This window comes from Thioalkalivibrio sp. ALE10 (assembly GCF_000381385.1).
GTDB lineage: Bacteria > Pseudomonadota > Gammaproteobacteria > Ectothiorhodospirales > Ectothiorhodospiraceae > Thioalkalivibrio.
On the sequence record NZ_KB906453.1, the window covers coordinates 19,512 to 32,703 of the forward strand.

A 13,192-nucleotide genomic window follows, 5' to 3' on the forward strand; every position below is an offset into this window, starting at 1 on the left:
AAAATGACAATCGCTGGCGGTCAGGCGCGCCGGATCGGCAGCACGTTGTCCTGGTCGCCTTCGCGCAGCCCGTCCAGGTAGTCCGCCCACTCTTGGAGCATCCGACGGCGTTCCGAGTGAAACGACGCGCGGTTGTAGGCGCGACCAAGCGGGTCCCGTACCTCATGCGCCAGCGCGTGTTCGATGATCTCCACCCGCCAGCCCAGCACTTCATCCAGGATCGTACGGGCGGTGGCGCGGAATCCGTGGACGCTTTGCCGCCCCTGCAGACCCATCCGGCGCATCGCCGCGATCATCGCGTTCTCGCTCAACGGCTTCTCCGCGCTCCGGCCCCCGGGGAAAACGTACCGGCTGTGCTGTGACCACGGGCGCAATCCCTCGATGATCTCCACCGCCTGACGCGGTAGCGGCACCAGGTGGTCGCGCCCGGCCTTCATCTTTGCCGCCGGGATCAGCCACGCCGCCGCGTCCAGGTCGAGCTCGGACCACTCCATGCGTCGCAGCTCTCCGGGACGCACCAGCAGCATGGTCGCCAGCTTCAGCGCGGCCATGGTAGTAGGGGTGCCCTGATACCCCCAGATCGTCCGAAGTACCCCCGCCAGCTCGCCGGGATCCGTGACGGCGGGGAAATGGTTGCGGCGGCTTTGCGAGCGTAGGGCGGGGGATAGATCGCCTGCGGGGTTGGAGTCCAGCATGCCGGCGGCGATCCCGTAGCGGTATGCCTGCCCGACGTGGATCCGGCAGCGGCGGGCGGTCTCCACTGCGCCGGTGTCTTCGACAGCGCGCAGCAACGTCAGCAGCTCGGAAGGCGTGATCTCGCTGGCGGGCCGCGTACCCAACTGCGGCAGGATATGCCGGCGCAGGCGGCCTTCGACCTTCTCCGCGTAGCTGCGCGACCAGTCCTGGCGGCTCAGCCAATCGGTCAGAAGATCCTTGAGGGTCAGGGTCTCGGCTTCGCTTGCCTGCTGGCGGCGGTGCTCCACCGGGTCGATGCCGTCGGCAATCAGGGCCCGGGCTTCGGCGCGACGCTCGCGTGCGGCGGCAAGCGAGGTATCCGGGTACGTGCCCAGGGACATCAAGCGCTCTTTGCCCTGAAGGCGGAACTTCAGCCGCCAATACCGTCCGGCCTTGGTGACGTGCAGGAACATCCCCTCGCCGTCGGACAGCTTGTAGTCCTTGCCCTGGTGCTTTGCCGCGCGCACGGCTTTGTCCGTCAGTCGGTTCGTGCCCCTCGCCATATTGCCCCCCTTGGGGGTAGCTACCCCCAGCCCTTGGTCGCGCACCCCCAAAGTTACCCCCAACGTGCTAAGCTTCACAAGGACAGCGCCGGAAAGGGACGGACAAGGGGTAGGCTGTAAGTGCCTGTTTCTGCGGGGTTTGCGGATCGCGAGGGAAGACTGCGGAAAGGGAAATGGTGGCCGGGGACGGAATCGAACCGCCGACACGGGGATTTTCAATCCCCTGCTCTACCGACTGAGCTACCCGGCCAGTGCTGACTTGTTGCGGGGTTCGCCGCGAGGCGAAGGGCAGTATTAAAGCGGTCCGGGGCGCTCACGTCAAGGGCGCGCCCCGGGGCCGGCTTCAGGACTGGTTGGGGTCGACGAAGCCTTCGGGCTTTTCGGAACCGTCGCCGAACAGGAACTTCTCCATTTCCTCTTCCAGGAACTTGCGCGCCTTGGGGTCCACCGGGGTCAGGCGATACTCGTTGATGAGCATGGTCTGGTGGCTCAGCCAGGCGTTCCAGGCTTCCTTGGAGACGTTGAGGTAGATCTTCTTGCCCATCTCGCCCGGGTAGGGCGGGAAGTCCAGGCCTTCGGCCTCTTTGCCGAGTTTTACGCAGTTAACGGTTCGTGCCATGGCCGGAATCCTTTTCGCTTTGGAGTAAGCCTTGTATGGGGGCCGGGATGCCTGCCGGCCGCGACTGGCCCGGTTTATACCAGATCACCCCGGGGGCATCCATGATCCCGCACTCACCCGCCGGGAGCCGGTAGCGCTGCACGCGCAGGTCGAGCTGGTAGTGGCTGAAGCCGTGGCTCAGTGCGTCGCCTTCCAGCGCCTCGGCGTGCGGCCAGTGGGTGCGCACCCAGGCTTCCAGATGCTCCGGGTCTTCGGCCTCGGGCAGGGTGTACAGCCCGCCCCAGATGCCGCTGGGCGGGCGCTGTTCCAGGTAGATGCCCTCGGGAGCGTGCAGCAGGGCGGCCCAGCGCGTGCGTGTCGGGCGTTCGCGCTTCGGCCGCGGGTGCGGCAGCTCGGTGGTGCGTTCCTGCAGGCGGGCGCCGCAGTCTTCGGCCACCGGGCAGGCGGGGCAGTCGGGGCGGCTGCGGGTACATACCAGCGCGCCCAGATCCATGATCGCCTGGGTGTAGTCGGCGCAGCGGCTGGCGGGGGTGCGGGCCTCGGCCTCGCGCCACAGGGTTTTCTGGCTGGCGGTGCTGCCGGGCCAGCCGTCCACCGCGGCGTGGCGGGCGAGTACGCGCTTGGCGTTGCCGTCGAGGATGGCCTCGGGGGCGTCGTGTGCCTGGGCGAGGATGGCGGCGGCGGTGGAGCGGCCGATGCCGGGCAGGGCCTCCAGCGCCACGCGTTCGCGCGGGAAATGGCCGTCGTGGTCTTCCACGATGGTCCGGGCGCAGCGGTGCAGGTTGCGGGCACGGGCGTAATAGCCCAGGCCCGCCCACAGGGCGAGGACGTCGTCCACGGGGGCGGCGGCCAGGCTCTGCACGTCCGGGAAGCGCGCGGTGAAACGCTCGAAATACGGGATGACGGTCTCGACCCGGGTCTGCTGCAGCATGATCTCGGAGACCCATACGCGGTAGGGCGTGCGCGGGTGCTGCCAGGGGAGGTCGTGACGGCCGTGGTGGTCGAACCAGTCCAGCAGGCGTTGGGCGAAGGGTTGCATGATGGCGGGGAGGAGGCACCGACGCCCGGGGCGATGTGCCCGGGCGTCGGTGTTCGTGGTCAGATTGAACGAGTGCGGGTGCCCCGGGTTCCCCGGTTTACTCGAGGAGTTCCCGCAGGCGGTCTTCCGCTTCCTGCTCGAGGCTGCGTTCGGCCTCTTCGTCTTCCTCGTCTGCCTCGTCTTCGTCAGCTTCTTCGGCGTGTTCGTCGTTTGCTTCTTCCTCGTCCGCTTCGTCGCGCGAGACGCCGAGGCGCTCCATCAGGCGGCGGGTGGCCTCGTCGCGCAGTTCGTCCTCGTCCACGCCCAGCTCCTGGGCGGCGCGTTCACGCAGGATGGATTCGAGGTCGAGGCGGAAGCTGGGGTCGTCGAACGTGCCGCTGATCCGGATCGGCAGGCGGACGCCGCGCAGGTCTTCCAGCGAACGTCCGCCCTGGCCTTCCAGGGTGCCGACGAGCGTCGTGTCCACGCGGTAGTCCAGCGACTCGTCGTTGAGGTCGGCCGAGCCCTCCCCGCGGACGCGCAGCAGCGGGGAGTTGCCTTCCAGGTCGTTGTTGGAGACCACGCCGTTCTCGATGTCGAAACTGCCGGAGATCTCGCTGAAGTCCGTCTGCCGCGGCTCGTCCGACTCGTATTCACGGCCGCGGATGCGGGCCTCCGCGCGGCGGATGATGTCGGCGACATTGATGCCGCGCACCGCGCCGTCCTCGAAGCGCATGTCGCCGTCGCCGTTGAGGTTGGCTCGCAGGTCGGACAGCGCCTCGCCGTGCGTGGTGATATCGAGTGTGAGGTTGCCGGTGCCCAGCAGCATCGCGTCGTCACCCTGCAGGTCGCCCAGCAGGGCGCCGATGTCCAGACCGGTCAGGTCGGTGGTGAGGCCGTAGCGCGGCTGGCTGCCCGAGGCGTCCAGCTGGATGCGGCTGGTCAGTTCGCCGTCGTAGCCGGTGGCGGACAGCGGGTCGATCACCCAGTCGCCGCCGCGCGCCCGGATGTCCAGCGCGATGTCGCGCAGTTCCAGGCCCATCAGGGTCAGGCGACCATCGAGGGCCAGGCTGCCGTCCACGTCGACGGAACGCAGGGCTTCCATCGGCAGTTCGACCCGCAGCTCCTCGGCTTCTTCCTCGTCTGGGGCGCCGTTGGCTTCGCCGGTGCGCGCCTCTTCGACCTCCGGCGGGAGGTAGCGGTCGACGTTGAGCTCGTTGCCGCGCAGGTCGAAACCGAAATGCGGCCGCTCGCCGGTGGTGTCCAGCGTGGCGTCACCGCTGAGGGTCGTGTCGTCGAGGGTGAACAGGAACGGCGACAGTTCCAGGTTGCCCGGCGTACCGGCCGCGGAAAGGTCGAACGCGACCCGCTGCAGGGCATCCGGATCCGCGGTGGCCGGGGCTTCCAGCCCCAGATCGTCCATGACCGAGCGCAGGTTGAAGGTGTTGGAGCGCAGTTCGCCACGCATCTGTGGCTGGTCGCCCTGCAGGTTGCCCAGTTCGGCAAACCCGGTGAGGGTGACTTCGGAGGCCTCCAGGGTCAGGCGCTCCATGCGCAGGCGGGTGTCGTCTTCGTCCACCTCCAGCGCCACGTCGCTGCGGAAGATGACGGTCATCGGCTGCGGCACCGGGCCGCCTTCCACGTCGAGGTTCAGGTCCAGACGACGCACTGCATAGCGATTGTTCAGCAGGTCGAGGTTGACCAGTCCGGTCAGGTCCATGGTGGTGCTGAGCGGCTGCTCCAGCGCGCCGCCCTCGGCCTCCAGCGCGGCGGACATTTCCAGCCGGGTCTCCACGCCGGGCTGGAAGCGGCCCACCTGCAGGCTGAACGGGTCCAGCACGGCACGCATCCCGGTCTCGCGGTCGTCCCACACCACGCGGGCGTTGGTCAGGCTGACGCCGGCGATATCGATCCGTTCCATGGCCAGGCGCGATTCGGTGGCGGTGCGTTCTTCTTCTTCGTTGCCGGTCACGGCCTCGTCACGGGCCTCGTCGGCGCGGGCAGCGAGGTCGTCCCAGTTGTTGCGGCCGTCCTCGTCGCGCGCCAGGTTCAGGCGCACGCCGTCGCCTTCAACCCGTTGCACTTCCAGCTCGCGGCGCAGCAGCGGCATGACCGCGACAGCCACGTCGACCACGTCGACCTCGGCGAAGGATTCGTCACCGAAGCCCTCCGCGTTGCCCAGGCGCACCTCTTCCAGGCGCAGGCCGAGGCTGGGGAACAGCGTCAGGCTGACATCGCCGGCCAATACCAGCTCGCGCCCGGTGTGTTCGTACACCTCGGCCTCGATGCGCTCCTTGTAATCGTTGGCGTCGAACGTCACCAGCAGATACGCGGCGACGACGATCACCACGAGGATCAGGATGCCGATCAGGCCAAACAGGCGCTTGATCCATTTCATGTTCGGGAATCTCCTTGCGGGTCGGGGGCCTTCCAGCTGCCGCTGCGACCGCCGTGTTTTTCCAGAAGCCGGACCGTTTCCAGCACCATGCCCCGGTCCACGGCCTTGCACATATCGTAGATGGTCAGAAGGGTGGCGGAGACCGCAGTCAGGGCCTCCATCTCCACGCCGGTGACTGCATGTACTTCGCAGGTTGCCCGGGCCACGACCGCGTCATCTTCCAGATCGAATTCGACCGCCACGCGGCTGAGTCCGATGGGATGGCACAGCGGGATCAGGTCCCCGGTACGCTTGGCCCCCATGATACCGGCGATGCGGGCAATGCCCAGAACATCCCCTTTGGAATGATTGCCTTCGCGGACCTTCTGCAGGGTCTCCGGCTGCATGCGAATGCGGCCCTCGGCGATGGCCACGCGGTGGGAGACGGCCTTGTCGCCGACATCGACCATGTGGGCATGGCCGTGGGCGTCAAAATGAGTGAAGTCGGTCATCCGGCTATAATGCTTGTTTGAAAGCCACACGTGTAGGGGCTGCATGGCGGTAAAAGTGCTGTATTTCGCGCGTTTGCGCGAAGAACTGGGCCGTGAGGGCGACCGGGCCGAACTCCCGGCCGAGGGTTTTACCGTGGCCGGCCTGTGGGAGCACCTGCATGGCGAACCCCCGCCGCAGCGGCTGATGAGCGCGGTCAATCAGACCCGCGCCGATCTCGAAACCCCGGTGCGTGATGGCGACGAGGTGGCCTTCTTCCCGCCGGTGACCGGGGGCTGAGCATGACCGTGACCATCCACTCCGAGGATTTCGACCCCTGGGACGTGCTGCGCGCGGCGGAGCAGGACATCCCCGCCGAGGCCCGCGGGGCGGCCAGCGTGTTCGTCGGCCGCATGCGCGATTTCAACGAGGACGATGCCGTGACCGGGCTGTTCCTGGAGCATTATCCGGGCATGACCGAGCAGGAGCTGGAGCGCATCGTGGAGGCCGCGCAGCAGCGCTGGCCCCTGCTGGGCGTGCATGTTGCGCACCGCGTGGGCGAGGTGCGGCCGGGCGATGCGCTGGTGCTGGTGGCGACCTGGTCGGCCCATCGTGCGGCCGCCCGCGATGCCTGCAGCGACATCCTGGAGCGGCTCAAGCACGAGGCCCCGTTCTGGAAGCGCGAGCGCCTGGCCGACGGCAGCAGCCGCTGGGTGGAGCGCAACACGCCCGGCTGAATCCCGCGCGTCGCGCGCGAGGGGGATCAGCCGTCCAGCAGCTCGCGCGGGTTGAAGCTGGATGACTCCGCCATCTTTTCATACCAGTCGCCGGCTTCGTCTTCCGGCGGCACGTGGATCATCAGCCGCAGATACAGATCGCCCGGGGTCTTGCCGGGCAGACCCTTACCCTTCAGGCGCACCTGCTTGCCCGACTGCGAGCCCTTCGGCACCTTCAGGTTGACCGGTCCGTGCGGGGTGGGCGCCTCGATCGTGGCGCCCAGCGCGGCCTCCCACGGGGTGATCGGGATGTCGCGGTACAGGTCGCGCCCTTCCACCCGGTAGTTGGGGTCCGGCTTGATGCGGATCTCCAGCAGCAGGTCGCCCGGGGCGCCGTTGCCCACGCCGGGGTCGCCCTGGCCGCGTACCCGGACCCGCGAGCCGTCCTTGGCGCCGGCGGGGATGCGCACGCGCTGCGGGCGCCCGCGCGGGTCGGTCACCGACAGCTCGGCGCCGTGCATGGCCTGTTCGAGGGTCACTTCCACCGCGCCTTCGCGGTCGGCACCACGCACGTCGAAGCCGCGCCGGCGACCGCCGCCGCCCATGCCGCCGCCGCCAAAGATCGACTCGAAGAAGTCGGAGAAGCCGCCGAAATCGGCCCCGCCGGCGCCCGGTCCGGCGCCCCGTGCGCGGCCGCCGGCACCCGCACCGGTCCAGCCGTCCCAGCCCGGCGGCGGACGGAAGTCCTGCCCCTGGCGCCAGTTGGCGCCCAGCTGGTCGTAGGCCTTGCGCTTTTCCGGATCCCCGAGGGCCTCGTAGGCCTCGTTGACTTCCTTGATGCGCGTCTCGGCCTGCGGGTCGTCACTGACGTCGGGGTGGTACTTGCGCGCCAGCTTGCGGTAGGCCTTCTTGATGTCGTCCTGGCTGGCGTTGCGGTCCACGCCCAGGATCTTGTAGTAATCCTTGTATTCCATCTCCTGCCTCGAGTCGGAACCCTTTCGGCGACCGGCAAAGCCGGTGTGTATGCGTTCGCGTTCGGGTACCACCCGAATCCCGGGCCATCATACCCGGGATTCGGGTGCTACCGGCACCAATCAAAAGGCGCTGCCCGCTCGCGCCGGCAGCGCCCGTTGGGAGGCCCGTCCCGGCCGGGTCCGGGAACGTCGCCGGATGCGGATCAGCTCTCGATCTCGATCCGGCGCGGTTGCACCCTAGCCTGCTTGGGAATGCGAACCTCCAGCACGCCGTTCTGGCTGCGCGCGGAGATGTTCTCCGCATCGGCGGTGTCCGGCAGCGAGAAGCGGCGGAAGAAGGTGCCACGCATGCGCTCCACGCGCTTGTAGCCTTCCTTCTCTTCTGCGTTTTCGTACTTGCGTTCGCCACGCAGGGTCAGCACGCCGTTCTCCATGTGCAGCTCGATGTCCTTGGGATCCACGCCCGGGACGTCGGCATGCAGCACGTAGGCATCGGTCTCCTCGCGGATGTCCACCGCAGGGCTCCAGTCGGCCGCGCTCACCGAGTCCTCGTCGCCGGGTACGTCGGGCAGGCGGCCGAGTTCACGCGAGAGCTGGTCAAGGAAACACTGATCAATGTACACGTTCGCGCTCGAGTCGCTTTTGCGTGCGAACAAGGCGCGGCGACCGCCGTGCAGTCATTCTGCACAAGGGAGTCGCAACGCCGTGCGCGCGCAAAAGCGGCCGAGCCCCTTCGGGGTTGGCACCCCAGGTTCCCCGATCCTGCGTTGCGGCCCTTGCCGGTAGAACCACTACCGGCTGCGCATCGCGCCTTGTCTCGGAAAACCTGGGGTGCCAACGCGAACGTGTACATTGATCAGTGTTTCCTTAAGCAGGCTCCAGGGTTTGTAACGCATCATGTTCATGGCTATCCCCTCCTTCATCGGGTGTCTTGTTGACTCAGTAATCGAAGTAGGGGCGTTCCGGGGAGATTTCAAGCCAGGCGGCGAAAATCGCGCAGGCGGTAGTCATTTTCGGTAACCAGTTCGAAAAGGCCGTGGATTCCGTCGTGGGTCATGTACGGGCGCAGCAGCCGCGCCGGGAACTGCACGCTGACCCCGGCCTCGGAAATCGCGAATACGGTGGTGGAGCGCCCGGAATAGTACTGCTCCATCATGTCCGGGGAGATGTCGAGGCGGATGCGGAAACGCTGCATGGCGGGTCAGTCCGATGGGGCGGAGCGCGCGGGGCAGGATCGGCCGGGTGGGGGTGGCCCCGCGACCCCCGGTCTACCGTATACTGCGCGGCTGAATAATCTAGCAAGGAATCGCCATGCGCCCCAGCGGCCGACAGCCCGACGAGATGCGTCCGGTCAGTTTTACCCGGCACTTCACCCGCCACGCCGAAGGTTCGGTGCTGGTGGAGTTCGGTGACACCCGGGTGCTGTGCAATGCCACCATCGAGCCGCGTGTGCCCCCGTGGCTGAAGGGCAAGGGCAAGGGCTGGGTGACGGCGGAATACAGCATGCTCCCGCGTTCCACCCACGACCGCATGGCGCGCGAGGCGGCCCGTGGCAAGCTGGGCGGACGGACCATGGAGATCCAGCGCCTGGTGGGGCGCGCGCTGCGTGCGGTGGTCGACATGGAGGCGCTGGGCGAGCGCCAGATCATTGTCGACTGCGACGTGATCCAGGCCGACGGCGGCACGCGCACGGCCTCGATCAGTGGTGCCTTCGTGGCCCTGCGCGACGCGGTGGCGCACGGGCGCGAGATCGGCCTGCTGAAGAAGGATCCGCTGCACGGACATCTCGCGGCGGTGTCCGTGGGGATCTTCCAGGGAACGCCGGTGCTGGACCTCGACTACGACGAGGACTCCGCGGCCGAGACCGACCTGAACCTGGTGATGAACGAGGCCGGCGGGGTGATCGAGATCCAGGGCACGGCCGAGGGCCATGCCTTCCGCCGCGACGAACTGGACAGCATGCTGGATCTGGGCGAGAAGGGTGTGAGTAACATCATCGACGCGCAACGCGCGGTCCTGGGCGAGGGCTGAGCGGAATGGCGGCGCAGCGCGTGGTCCTGGCCACCGGCAACCCGGGCAAGCGGAGCGAGCTGGCGGCGCTGCTGGAGCCGCTGGGCATGGAGGTCGTGACGCAGACCGGGCTGGGCGTGCCGGAGGCCGAGGAGACCGGCCTGACCTTCGTCGAGAACGCGCTGCTGAAGGCACGCAACGCGGCCCGGCACACCGGGCTGGCGGCGGTGGCCGACGACTCGGGGCTGGAGGTGGATGCCCTGGGCGGCGAGCCGGGTATCTATTCCTCGCGCTATGCCGGGGAGAGCGGTGACGGCGCCGATGCCGCCAACAACGCGAAGCTGCTGGACGCGCTGGCGGATGTGCCGCAGGAACGCCGCGGCGCCGGCTTCCGCGCGGTGGTGGTGTTCCTGCGCCATGCCGACGATCCCGCCCCGCTGATCGCCGAGGGCGTGTGGCGCGGGCGCATCGCCACGGCACCGTCCGGCGATGGCGGGTTCGGCTACGATCCGCTGTTCGAGCTGCCGGAGCACGGCTGCACCTCGGCCGAGCTGGAGCCGAGCGAGAAGAATCGTCTGAGTCATCGCGGCCGGGCGCTGGCGAAACTGGCCCGGGCCCTGCGGGAACGTGCCGGGAGCTGAGCCGGGGGCTATGCTCCCGGCATGACCCCGAGCTTCGATACCCCGATCCCGCTGGCGCTGTACGTCCACCTGCCGTGGTGCGTGCGCAAGTGCCCGTACTGCGATTTCAACTCCCACGAACCCCGTAGCGGCGAGCCCCCGTTCGCCGACTACGTGGCCGCGCTGCTGCGCGATCTGGAGGCGCAGCTGCCCGAGGTCTGGGGGCGGCGTATCGAGAGCGTGTTCATCGGTGGCGGGACCCCCAGCATGTTCCCGCCCGAGGCGATGGCGGAGCTGATGTCCGGGTTGCGGGCGCTGCTGCCGCTGCGCCCGGACGTGGAGATCACGCTGGAGGCGAATCCCGGCACCGCCGACCGCGATTTCTTCCGTGGCTACCGCGAGGCCGGGATCAACCGGCTGTCGCTGGGGGTGCAGAGCTTCGACGGCGCGATGCTGCAGCGTCTCGGTCGCATCCACGGGCCGGAGGAGGCGGCCGCGGCGGTGGAACATGCCCGGGCGGCGGGTTTCGAGCGGATCAACCTGGATCTGATGTTCGGTCTGCCGGGGCAGACGGTGGCGCAGGGCATGGCGGATCTGGAGGCGGCGATCGCGCAGCAGCCGGAGCACATTTCCTGGTATCAGCTCACCCTGGAGCCCAATACGCTGTTCGCCGCGCGCCCGCCGGAGCTGCCGGAGGATGACACCGTGGCCGAACTTTTTGCCGCCGGAAGCTTGCGTCTCGCGGAGGCGGACTATACTCGCTACGAAGTGTCCGCTTACGCGAGGGCGGGTGAAGCGTGCCGGCACAACCTGAACTACTGGACCTTCGGGGACTACCTCGGCATCGGTGCCGGTGCCCACGGCAAGCTGACGCAGGTCCACGACGGCTCCATCATCCGCCGCGTGCGACCGCGCCAGCCGCAGGCCTACCTCGCCGATCCGACCGGCGGGCGGGATACGCCGGTCGCAGCCGGCGAGCGGCCGTTCGAGTTCATGCTGAACGTCCTGCGGCTGGTCGATGGCGTGCCCGAGGCGCGGTTCCGCGAGCGGACCGGGCTGCCCCTGGAGGCACTGGAGCCCGGGCTGGAGCGTGCGCGTCAGCGCGGCCTGATGGATCCCGCCGGAAGCGGCGTCCTGCGAACCACCACGGAGGGCCTGCAGTTTCTCAATGATGTCCTGGAAGGGTTTCTGCCGGAGGCTGCCAACGATGTCGAGGAGGTGTCGCGATGACCCGACCGATCGAATTCGTGGCGTTTGCTTGTCCCTGGTGCGGAGAACCGGGCGAGACGACGGTGGATGTGATGAGTGACGAGGATGAATGGGTGGAGGACTGTGGCGTGTGCTGCTCGCCCATCGTGTTCCGTCACCTGACGACCACCGAGGATGATATCCCCGTGGTCGACGCTCAGAGGGAAGGTGGCTGATGGCCGCGGATTACGTCCCCATCCCCTGCGCGCGCTACTCCGAGCTGGAGCTTTGCATCATGCACGGGGAGGCGCTGCGGATCCGCTGGCGCCACCGGGGCCTCGACGAGGTGGCGCGGGTGTGGCCGCTGGATCTGCGCACCCGCCGGGGCGCGGAGTATCTGATCCTGCGCGATGCCGAGGGCCGGCGCCAGTGGCGCCGGCTGGACCGTCTGCTGGAGTTCGCGCCGCTGGCGGCCGGCGCCTGAGCCCGGGCCGGGGCGTCAGGGCGTCGCCTCAGGAGCGCTTCATCTGGTCGAAGAACTCGCTGTTGGTCTTCGACGACTGCATGCGGCCGAGCAGGAATTCCATCGCCTCGATGTCGTCCATGCCGTGCAGGAACTTCCGCAGGATCCACAGTTTCTGCAGCTCTTCCGGGTCGGTCAGCAGTTCCTCGCGGCGGGTGCCGGAACGGTTGACGTTGATCGCCGGGTAGATGCGCTTCTCGGCGATGCGCCGCTCCAGGTGCACCTCCATGTTGCCGGTACCCTTGAATTCCTCGTAGATCACCTCGTCCATCTTGGAGCCGGTGTCCACCAGGGCCGTGGCGAGGATGGTGAGGCTGCCGCCTTCCTCGACATTGCGCGCGGCGCCGAAGAAACGCTTGGGCCGGTGCAGGGCGTTGGCATCGACGCCGCCGGTGAGCACCTTGCCGGAGCTGGGGGCAACGGTGTTGTAGGCACGGGCGAGTCGGGTGATCGAGTCCAGGAGGATGACCACGTCGCGGCGGTGCTCCACCAGGCGCTTGGCCTTCTCGATGACCATCTCGGCCACCTGCACGTGGCGCTGGGCCGGTTCGTCAAAGGTGGAGGAGACGACCTCGCCCTGCACCATGCGGTCCATCTCGGTCACTTCCTCGGGCCGTTCGTCGACCAGCAGGACGATGAGATAGCACTCCGGGTAATTGGTCGCGATGCTCTGGGCGATGTTCTGCAGGATCAGGGTCTTGCCGGCCTTGGGCGGCGAGACGATCAGGCCGCGCTGGCCCTTGCCGAACGGCGCGACGATGTCGATGACGCGGGCGGTGATGTCCTCGGTGGAGCCGTTGCCCCGCTCCATGCGCATGCGATGGTTGGCATGCAGCGGCGTGAGGTTCTCGAACAGGACCTTGTGTCTGGCATTTTCCGGCGGCTCGAAGTTGATCTCCGAGACCTTCAGCAGCGCGAAGTAGCGTTCGTTGTCCTTCGGCGGGCGGATCTTGCCGGCCACCGTGTCGCCGGTGCGCAGGCCGAAGCGGCGGATCTGGCTGGGGGAGACGTAGACGTCGTCGGGGCCGGCCTGATAGGAGGCGTCCGGGCTGCGCAAAAAGCCGAAGCCGTCGGAGAGGATCTCCAGTACGCCGTCGCCGTAAATCGCCTCGCCGCTTTTCGCGTGGGCCTTCAGCAGGGCAAAGATGATGTCCTGCTTGCGGGCACGGGACATGTTCTCGATGCCCTGGTTTTCGGCGAGGCCAACGAGGTCGGCGGCGGTCATCCGCTTCAGTTCGGTCAGATTCATGCGTGGGGCGCTGTGCTCAACGTGGATGAACGGCGGCCGGGGATGGCCGCAGGATTGCAATGATGACGGGGCAGGGGACGACCCCGGGAGAGGCCCGGCGCCGACGAAACGCTCGAATATTAAGCGGGGCGGGCGGCTGTTGCAAGCCCGCCCCGCAACGGAAGGTGACCG

16 protein-coding genes and 1 tRNA gene are annotated in these 13,192 nt (G+C 67.9%); 7 read left to right on the forward strand and 10 right to left on the reverse strand.

Translation table 11 applies throughout. The features are described from left to right. Positions 1-20 precede the first annotated feature (20 nt). The 6 genes from F788_RS0108185 to moaC form a co-directional block, all read right to left on the reverse strand. Positions 21-1,238 carry an integrase arm-type DNA-binding domain-containing protein gene (locus F788_RS0108185; RefSeq protein WP_019589854.1) on the reverse strand — a complete coding sequence of 406 codons (1,218 nt, stop codon included), beginning with the start codon at positions 1,236-1,238 and terminating at the stop codon, positions 21-23. 174 nt (positions 1,239-1,412) lie between these two features. Further along, positions 1,413-1,488 (reverse strand) — tRNA-Phe (locus F788_RS0108190). A 93-nt stretch (positions 1,489-1,581) separates the two neighbouring features. After that, complete coding sequence (locus F788_RS0108195; RefSeq protein WP_018869000.1) at positions 1,582-1,857, reverse strand: oxidative damage protection protein; 276 nt, start codon at positions 1,855-1,857, stop codon at positions 1,582-1,584. Beyond that, entirely contained in the window at positions 1,841-2,896 is a 1,056-nt protein-coding gene (gene mutY, locus F788_RS0108200; RefSeq protein WP_019589855.1) for an A/G-specific adenine glycosylase, read from the reverse strand. Before mutY ends, F788_RS0108195 begins: the two co-directional genes overlap by 17 nt. Positions 2,897-2,993: 97 nt before the next feature. Continuing rightward, entirely contained in the window at positions 2,994-5,273 is a 2,280-nt protein-coding gene (locus F788_RS0108205; protein WP_019589856.1) for an AsmA family protein, read from the reverse strand. Beyond that, entirely contained in the window at positions 5,270-5,764 is a 495-nt protein-coding gene (gene moaC, locus F788_RS0108210; protein WP_018869003.1) for a cyclic pyranopterin monophosphate synthase MoaC, read from the reverse strand. Before moaC ends, F788_RS0108205 begins: the two co-directional genes overlap by 4 nt. Before the next feature lie 43 nt (positions 5,765-5,807). On the opposite strand from moaC, the gene moaD reads away from it, so the two are divergent. Both moaD and F788_RS0108220 read left to right on the forward strand, forming a co-directional pair. Continuing rightward, positions 5,808-6,041, forward strand: coding sequence for a molybdopterin converting factor subunit 1 (moaD, locus tag F788_RS0108215; RefSeq protein ID WP_019021532.1), 234 nt, complete (start codon positions 5,808-5,810; stop codon positions 6,039-6,041). A 2-nt stretch (positions 6,042-6,043) separates the two neighbouring features. Beyond that, positions 6,044-6,478, forward strand: a complete 435-nt coding sequence (locus F788_RS0108220) for a molybdenum cofactor biosynthesis protein MoaE (RefSeq protein ID WP_019589857.1) — start codon at positions 6,044-6,046, stop codon at positions 6,476-6,478. A 26-nt stretch (positions 6,479-6,504) separates the two neighbouring features. On the opposite strand, the gene F788_RS0108225 is transcribed toward F788_RS0108220, so the two are convergent. From F788_RS0108225 to F788_RS0108235, 3 genes are all read right to left on the reverse strand, one after another. Further along, positions 6,505-7,431: a DnaJ C-terminal domain-containing protein gene (locus F788_RS0108225; RefSeq protein ID WP_018869006.1), complete on the reverse strand. Its 927-nt coding sequence runs from the start codon at positions 7,429-7,431 to the stop codon at positions 6,505-6,507. Positions 7,432-7,634: 203 nt separating this feature from the next. After that, positions 7,635-8,054, reverse strand: coding sequence for an Hsp20/alpha crystallin family protein (locus F788_RS0108230; protein ID WP_019589858.1), 420 nt, complete (start codon positions 8,052-8,054; stop codon positions 7,635-7,637). A gap of 350 nt (positions 8,055-8,404) precedes the next feature. After that, entirely contained in the window at positions 8,405-8,626 is a 222-nt protein-coding gene (locus F788_RS0108235) for a DUF2835 family protein (protein ID WP_018869008.1), read from the reverse strand. Between the two features lie 116 nt (positions 8,627-8,742). Between F788_RS0108235 and rph the strand changes: the two genes are divergently transcribed. From rph to F788_RS0108260, 5 genes are read left to right on the forward strand one after another with little or no spacing between them, the layout of a single operon-like run. Further along, on the forward strand, positions 8,743-9,462 hold the full coding sequence (gene rph / locus F788_RS0108240; RefSeq protein ID WP_018869009.1) for a ribonuclease PH: 720 nt from the start codon (positions 8,743-8,745) through the stop codon (positions 9,460-9,462). A 5-nt stretch (positions 9,463-9,467) separates the two neighbouring features. Next, a complete protein-coding gene (rdgB, locus tag F788_RS0108245) occupies positions 9,468-10,082 on the forward strand; it encodes an RdgB/HAM1 family non-canonical purine NTP pyrophosphatase (protein WP_019021536.1) in 615 nt (204 codons plus the stop codon). A 21-nt stretch (positions 10,083-10,103) separates the two neighbouring features. Then, a complete protein-coding gene (gene hemW, locus F788_RS0108250; protein WP_019021537.1) occupies positions 10,104-11,291 on the forward strand; it encodes a radical SAM family heme chaperone HemW in 1,188 nt (395 codons plus the stop codon). After that, entirely contained in the window at positions 11,288-11,485 is a 198-nt protein-coding gene (locus F788_RS0108255; protein WP_018869012.1) for a CPXCG motif-containing cysteine-rich protein, read from the forward strand. The genes hemW and F788_RS0108255 overlap by 4 nt, the downstream gene beginning before the upstream one ends. Next, on the forward strand, positions 11,485-11,733 hold the full coding sequence (locus F788_RS0108260) for a hypothetical protein (RefSeq protein ID WP_018869013.1): 249 nt from the start codon (positions 11,485-11,487) through the stop codon (positions 11,731-11,733). Before F788_RS0108255 ends, F788_RS0108260 begins: the two co-directional genes overlap by 1 nt. A gap of 28 nt (positions 11,734-11,761) precedes the next feature. On the opposite strand, the gene rho is transcribed toward F788_RS0108260, so the two are convergent. Continuing rightward, a complete protein-coding gene (gene rho, locus F788_RS0108265; RefSeq protein WP_019589859.1) occupies positions 11,762-13,021 on the reverse strand; it encodes a transcription termination factor Rho in 1,260 nt (419 codons plus the stop codon). Between the last annotated feature and the right edge of the window lie 171 nt (positions 13,022-13,192).

What these genes read in the sequence shown, in the direction of transcription:
- F788_RS0108235 (WP_018869008.1), bottom strand. Translation starts at nt 8,626, where the DNA reads ATGCAGCGTTTCCGCATCCGCCTCGACATCTCCCCGGACATGATGGAG.
- F788_RS0108220 (WP_019589857.1), top strand. Translation starts at nt 6,044, where the DNA reads ATGACCGTGACCATCCACTCCGAGGATTTCGACCCCTGGGACGTGCTG.
- rdgB (WP_019021536.1), top strand. Translation starts at nt 9,468, where the DNA reads ATGGCGGCGCAGCGCGTGGTCCTGGCCACCGGCAACCCGGGCAAGCGG.
- hemW (WP_019021537.1), top strand. Translation starts at nt 10,104, where the DNA reads ATGACCCCGAGCTTCGATACCCCGATCCCGCTGGCGCTGTACGTCCAC.
- F788_RS0108195 (WP_018869000.1), bottom strand. Translation starts at nt 1,857, where the DNA reads ATGGCACGAACCGTTAACTGCGTAAAACTCGGCAAAGAGGCCGAAGGC.
- F788_RS0108185 (WP_019589854.1), bottom strand. Translation starts at nt 1,238, where the DNA reads ATGGCGAGGGGCACGAACCGACTGACGGACAAAGCCGTGCGCGCGGCA.
- moaD (WP_019021532.1), top strand. Translation starts at nt 5,808, where the DNA reads ATGGCGGTAAAAGTGCTGTATTTCGCGCGTTTGCGCGAAGAACTGGGC.
- F788_RS0108225 (WP_018869006.1), bottom strand. Translation starts at nt 7,431, where the DNA reads ATGGAATACAAGGATTACTACAAGATCCTGGGCGTGGACCGCAACGCC.
- mutY (WP_019589855.1), bottom strand. Translation starts at nt 2,896, where the DNA reads ATGCAACCCTTCGCCCAACGCCTGCTGGACTGGTTCGACCACCACGGC.
- F788_RS0108260 (WP_018869013.1), top strand. Translation starts at nt 11,485, where the DNA reads ATGGCCGCGGATTACGTCCCCATCCCCTGCGCGCGCTACTCCGAGCTG.
- rph (WP_018869009.1), top strand. Translation starts at nt 8,743, where the DNA reads ATGCGCCCCAGCGGCCGACAGCCCGACGAGATGCGTCCGGTCAGTTTT.
- F788_RS0108255 (WP_018869012.1), top strand. Translation starts at nt 11,288, where the DNA reads ATGACCCGACCGATCGAATTCGTGGCGTTTGCTTGTCCCTGGTGCGGA.
- moaC (WP_018869003.1), bottom strand. Translation starts at nt 5,764, where the DNA reads ATGACCGACTTCACTCATTTTGACGCCCACGGCCATGCCCACATGGTC.
- F788_RS0108205 (WP_019589856.1), bottom strand. Translation starts at nt 5,273, where the DNA reads ATGAAATGGATCAAGCGCCTGTTTGGCCTGATCGGCATCCTGATCCTC.
- rho (WP_019589859.1), bottom strand. Translation starts at nt 13,021, where the DNA reads ATGAATCTGACCGAACTGAAGCGGATGACCGCCGCCGACCTCGTTGGC.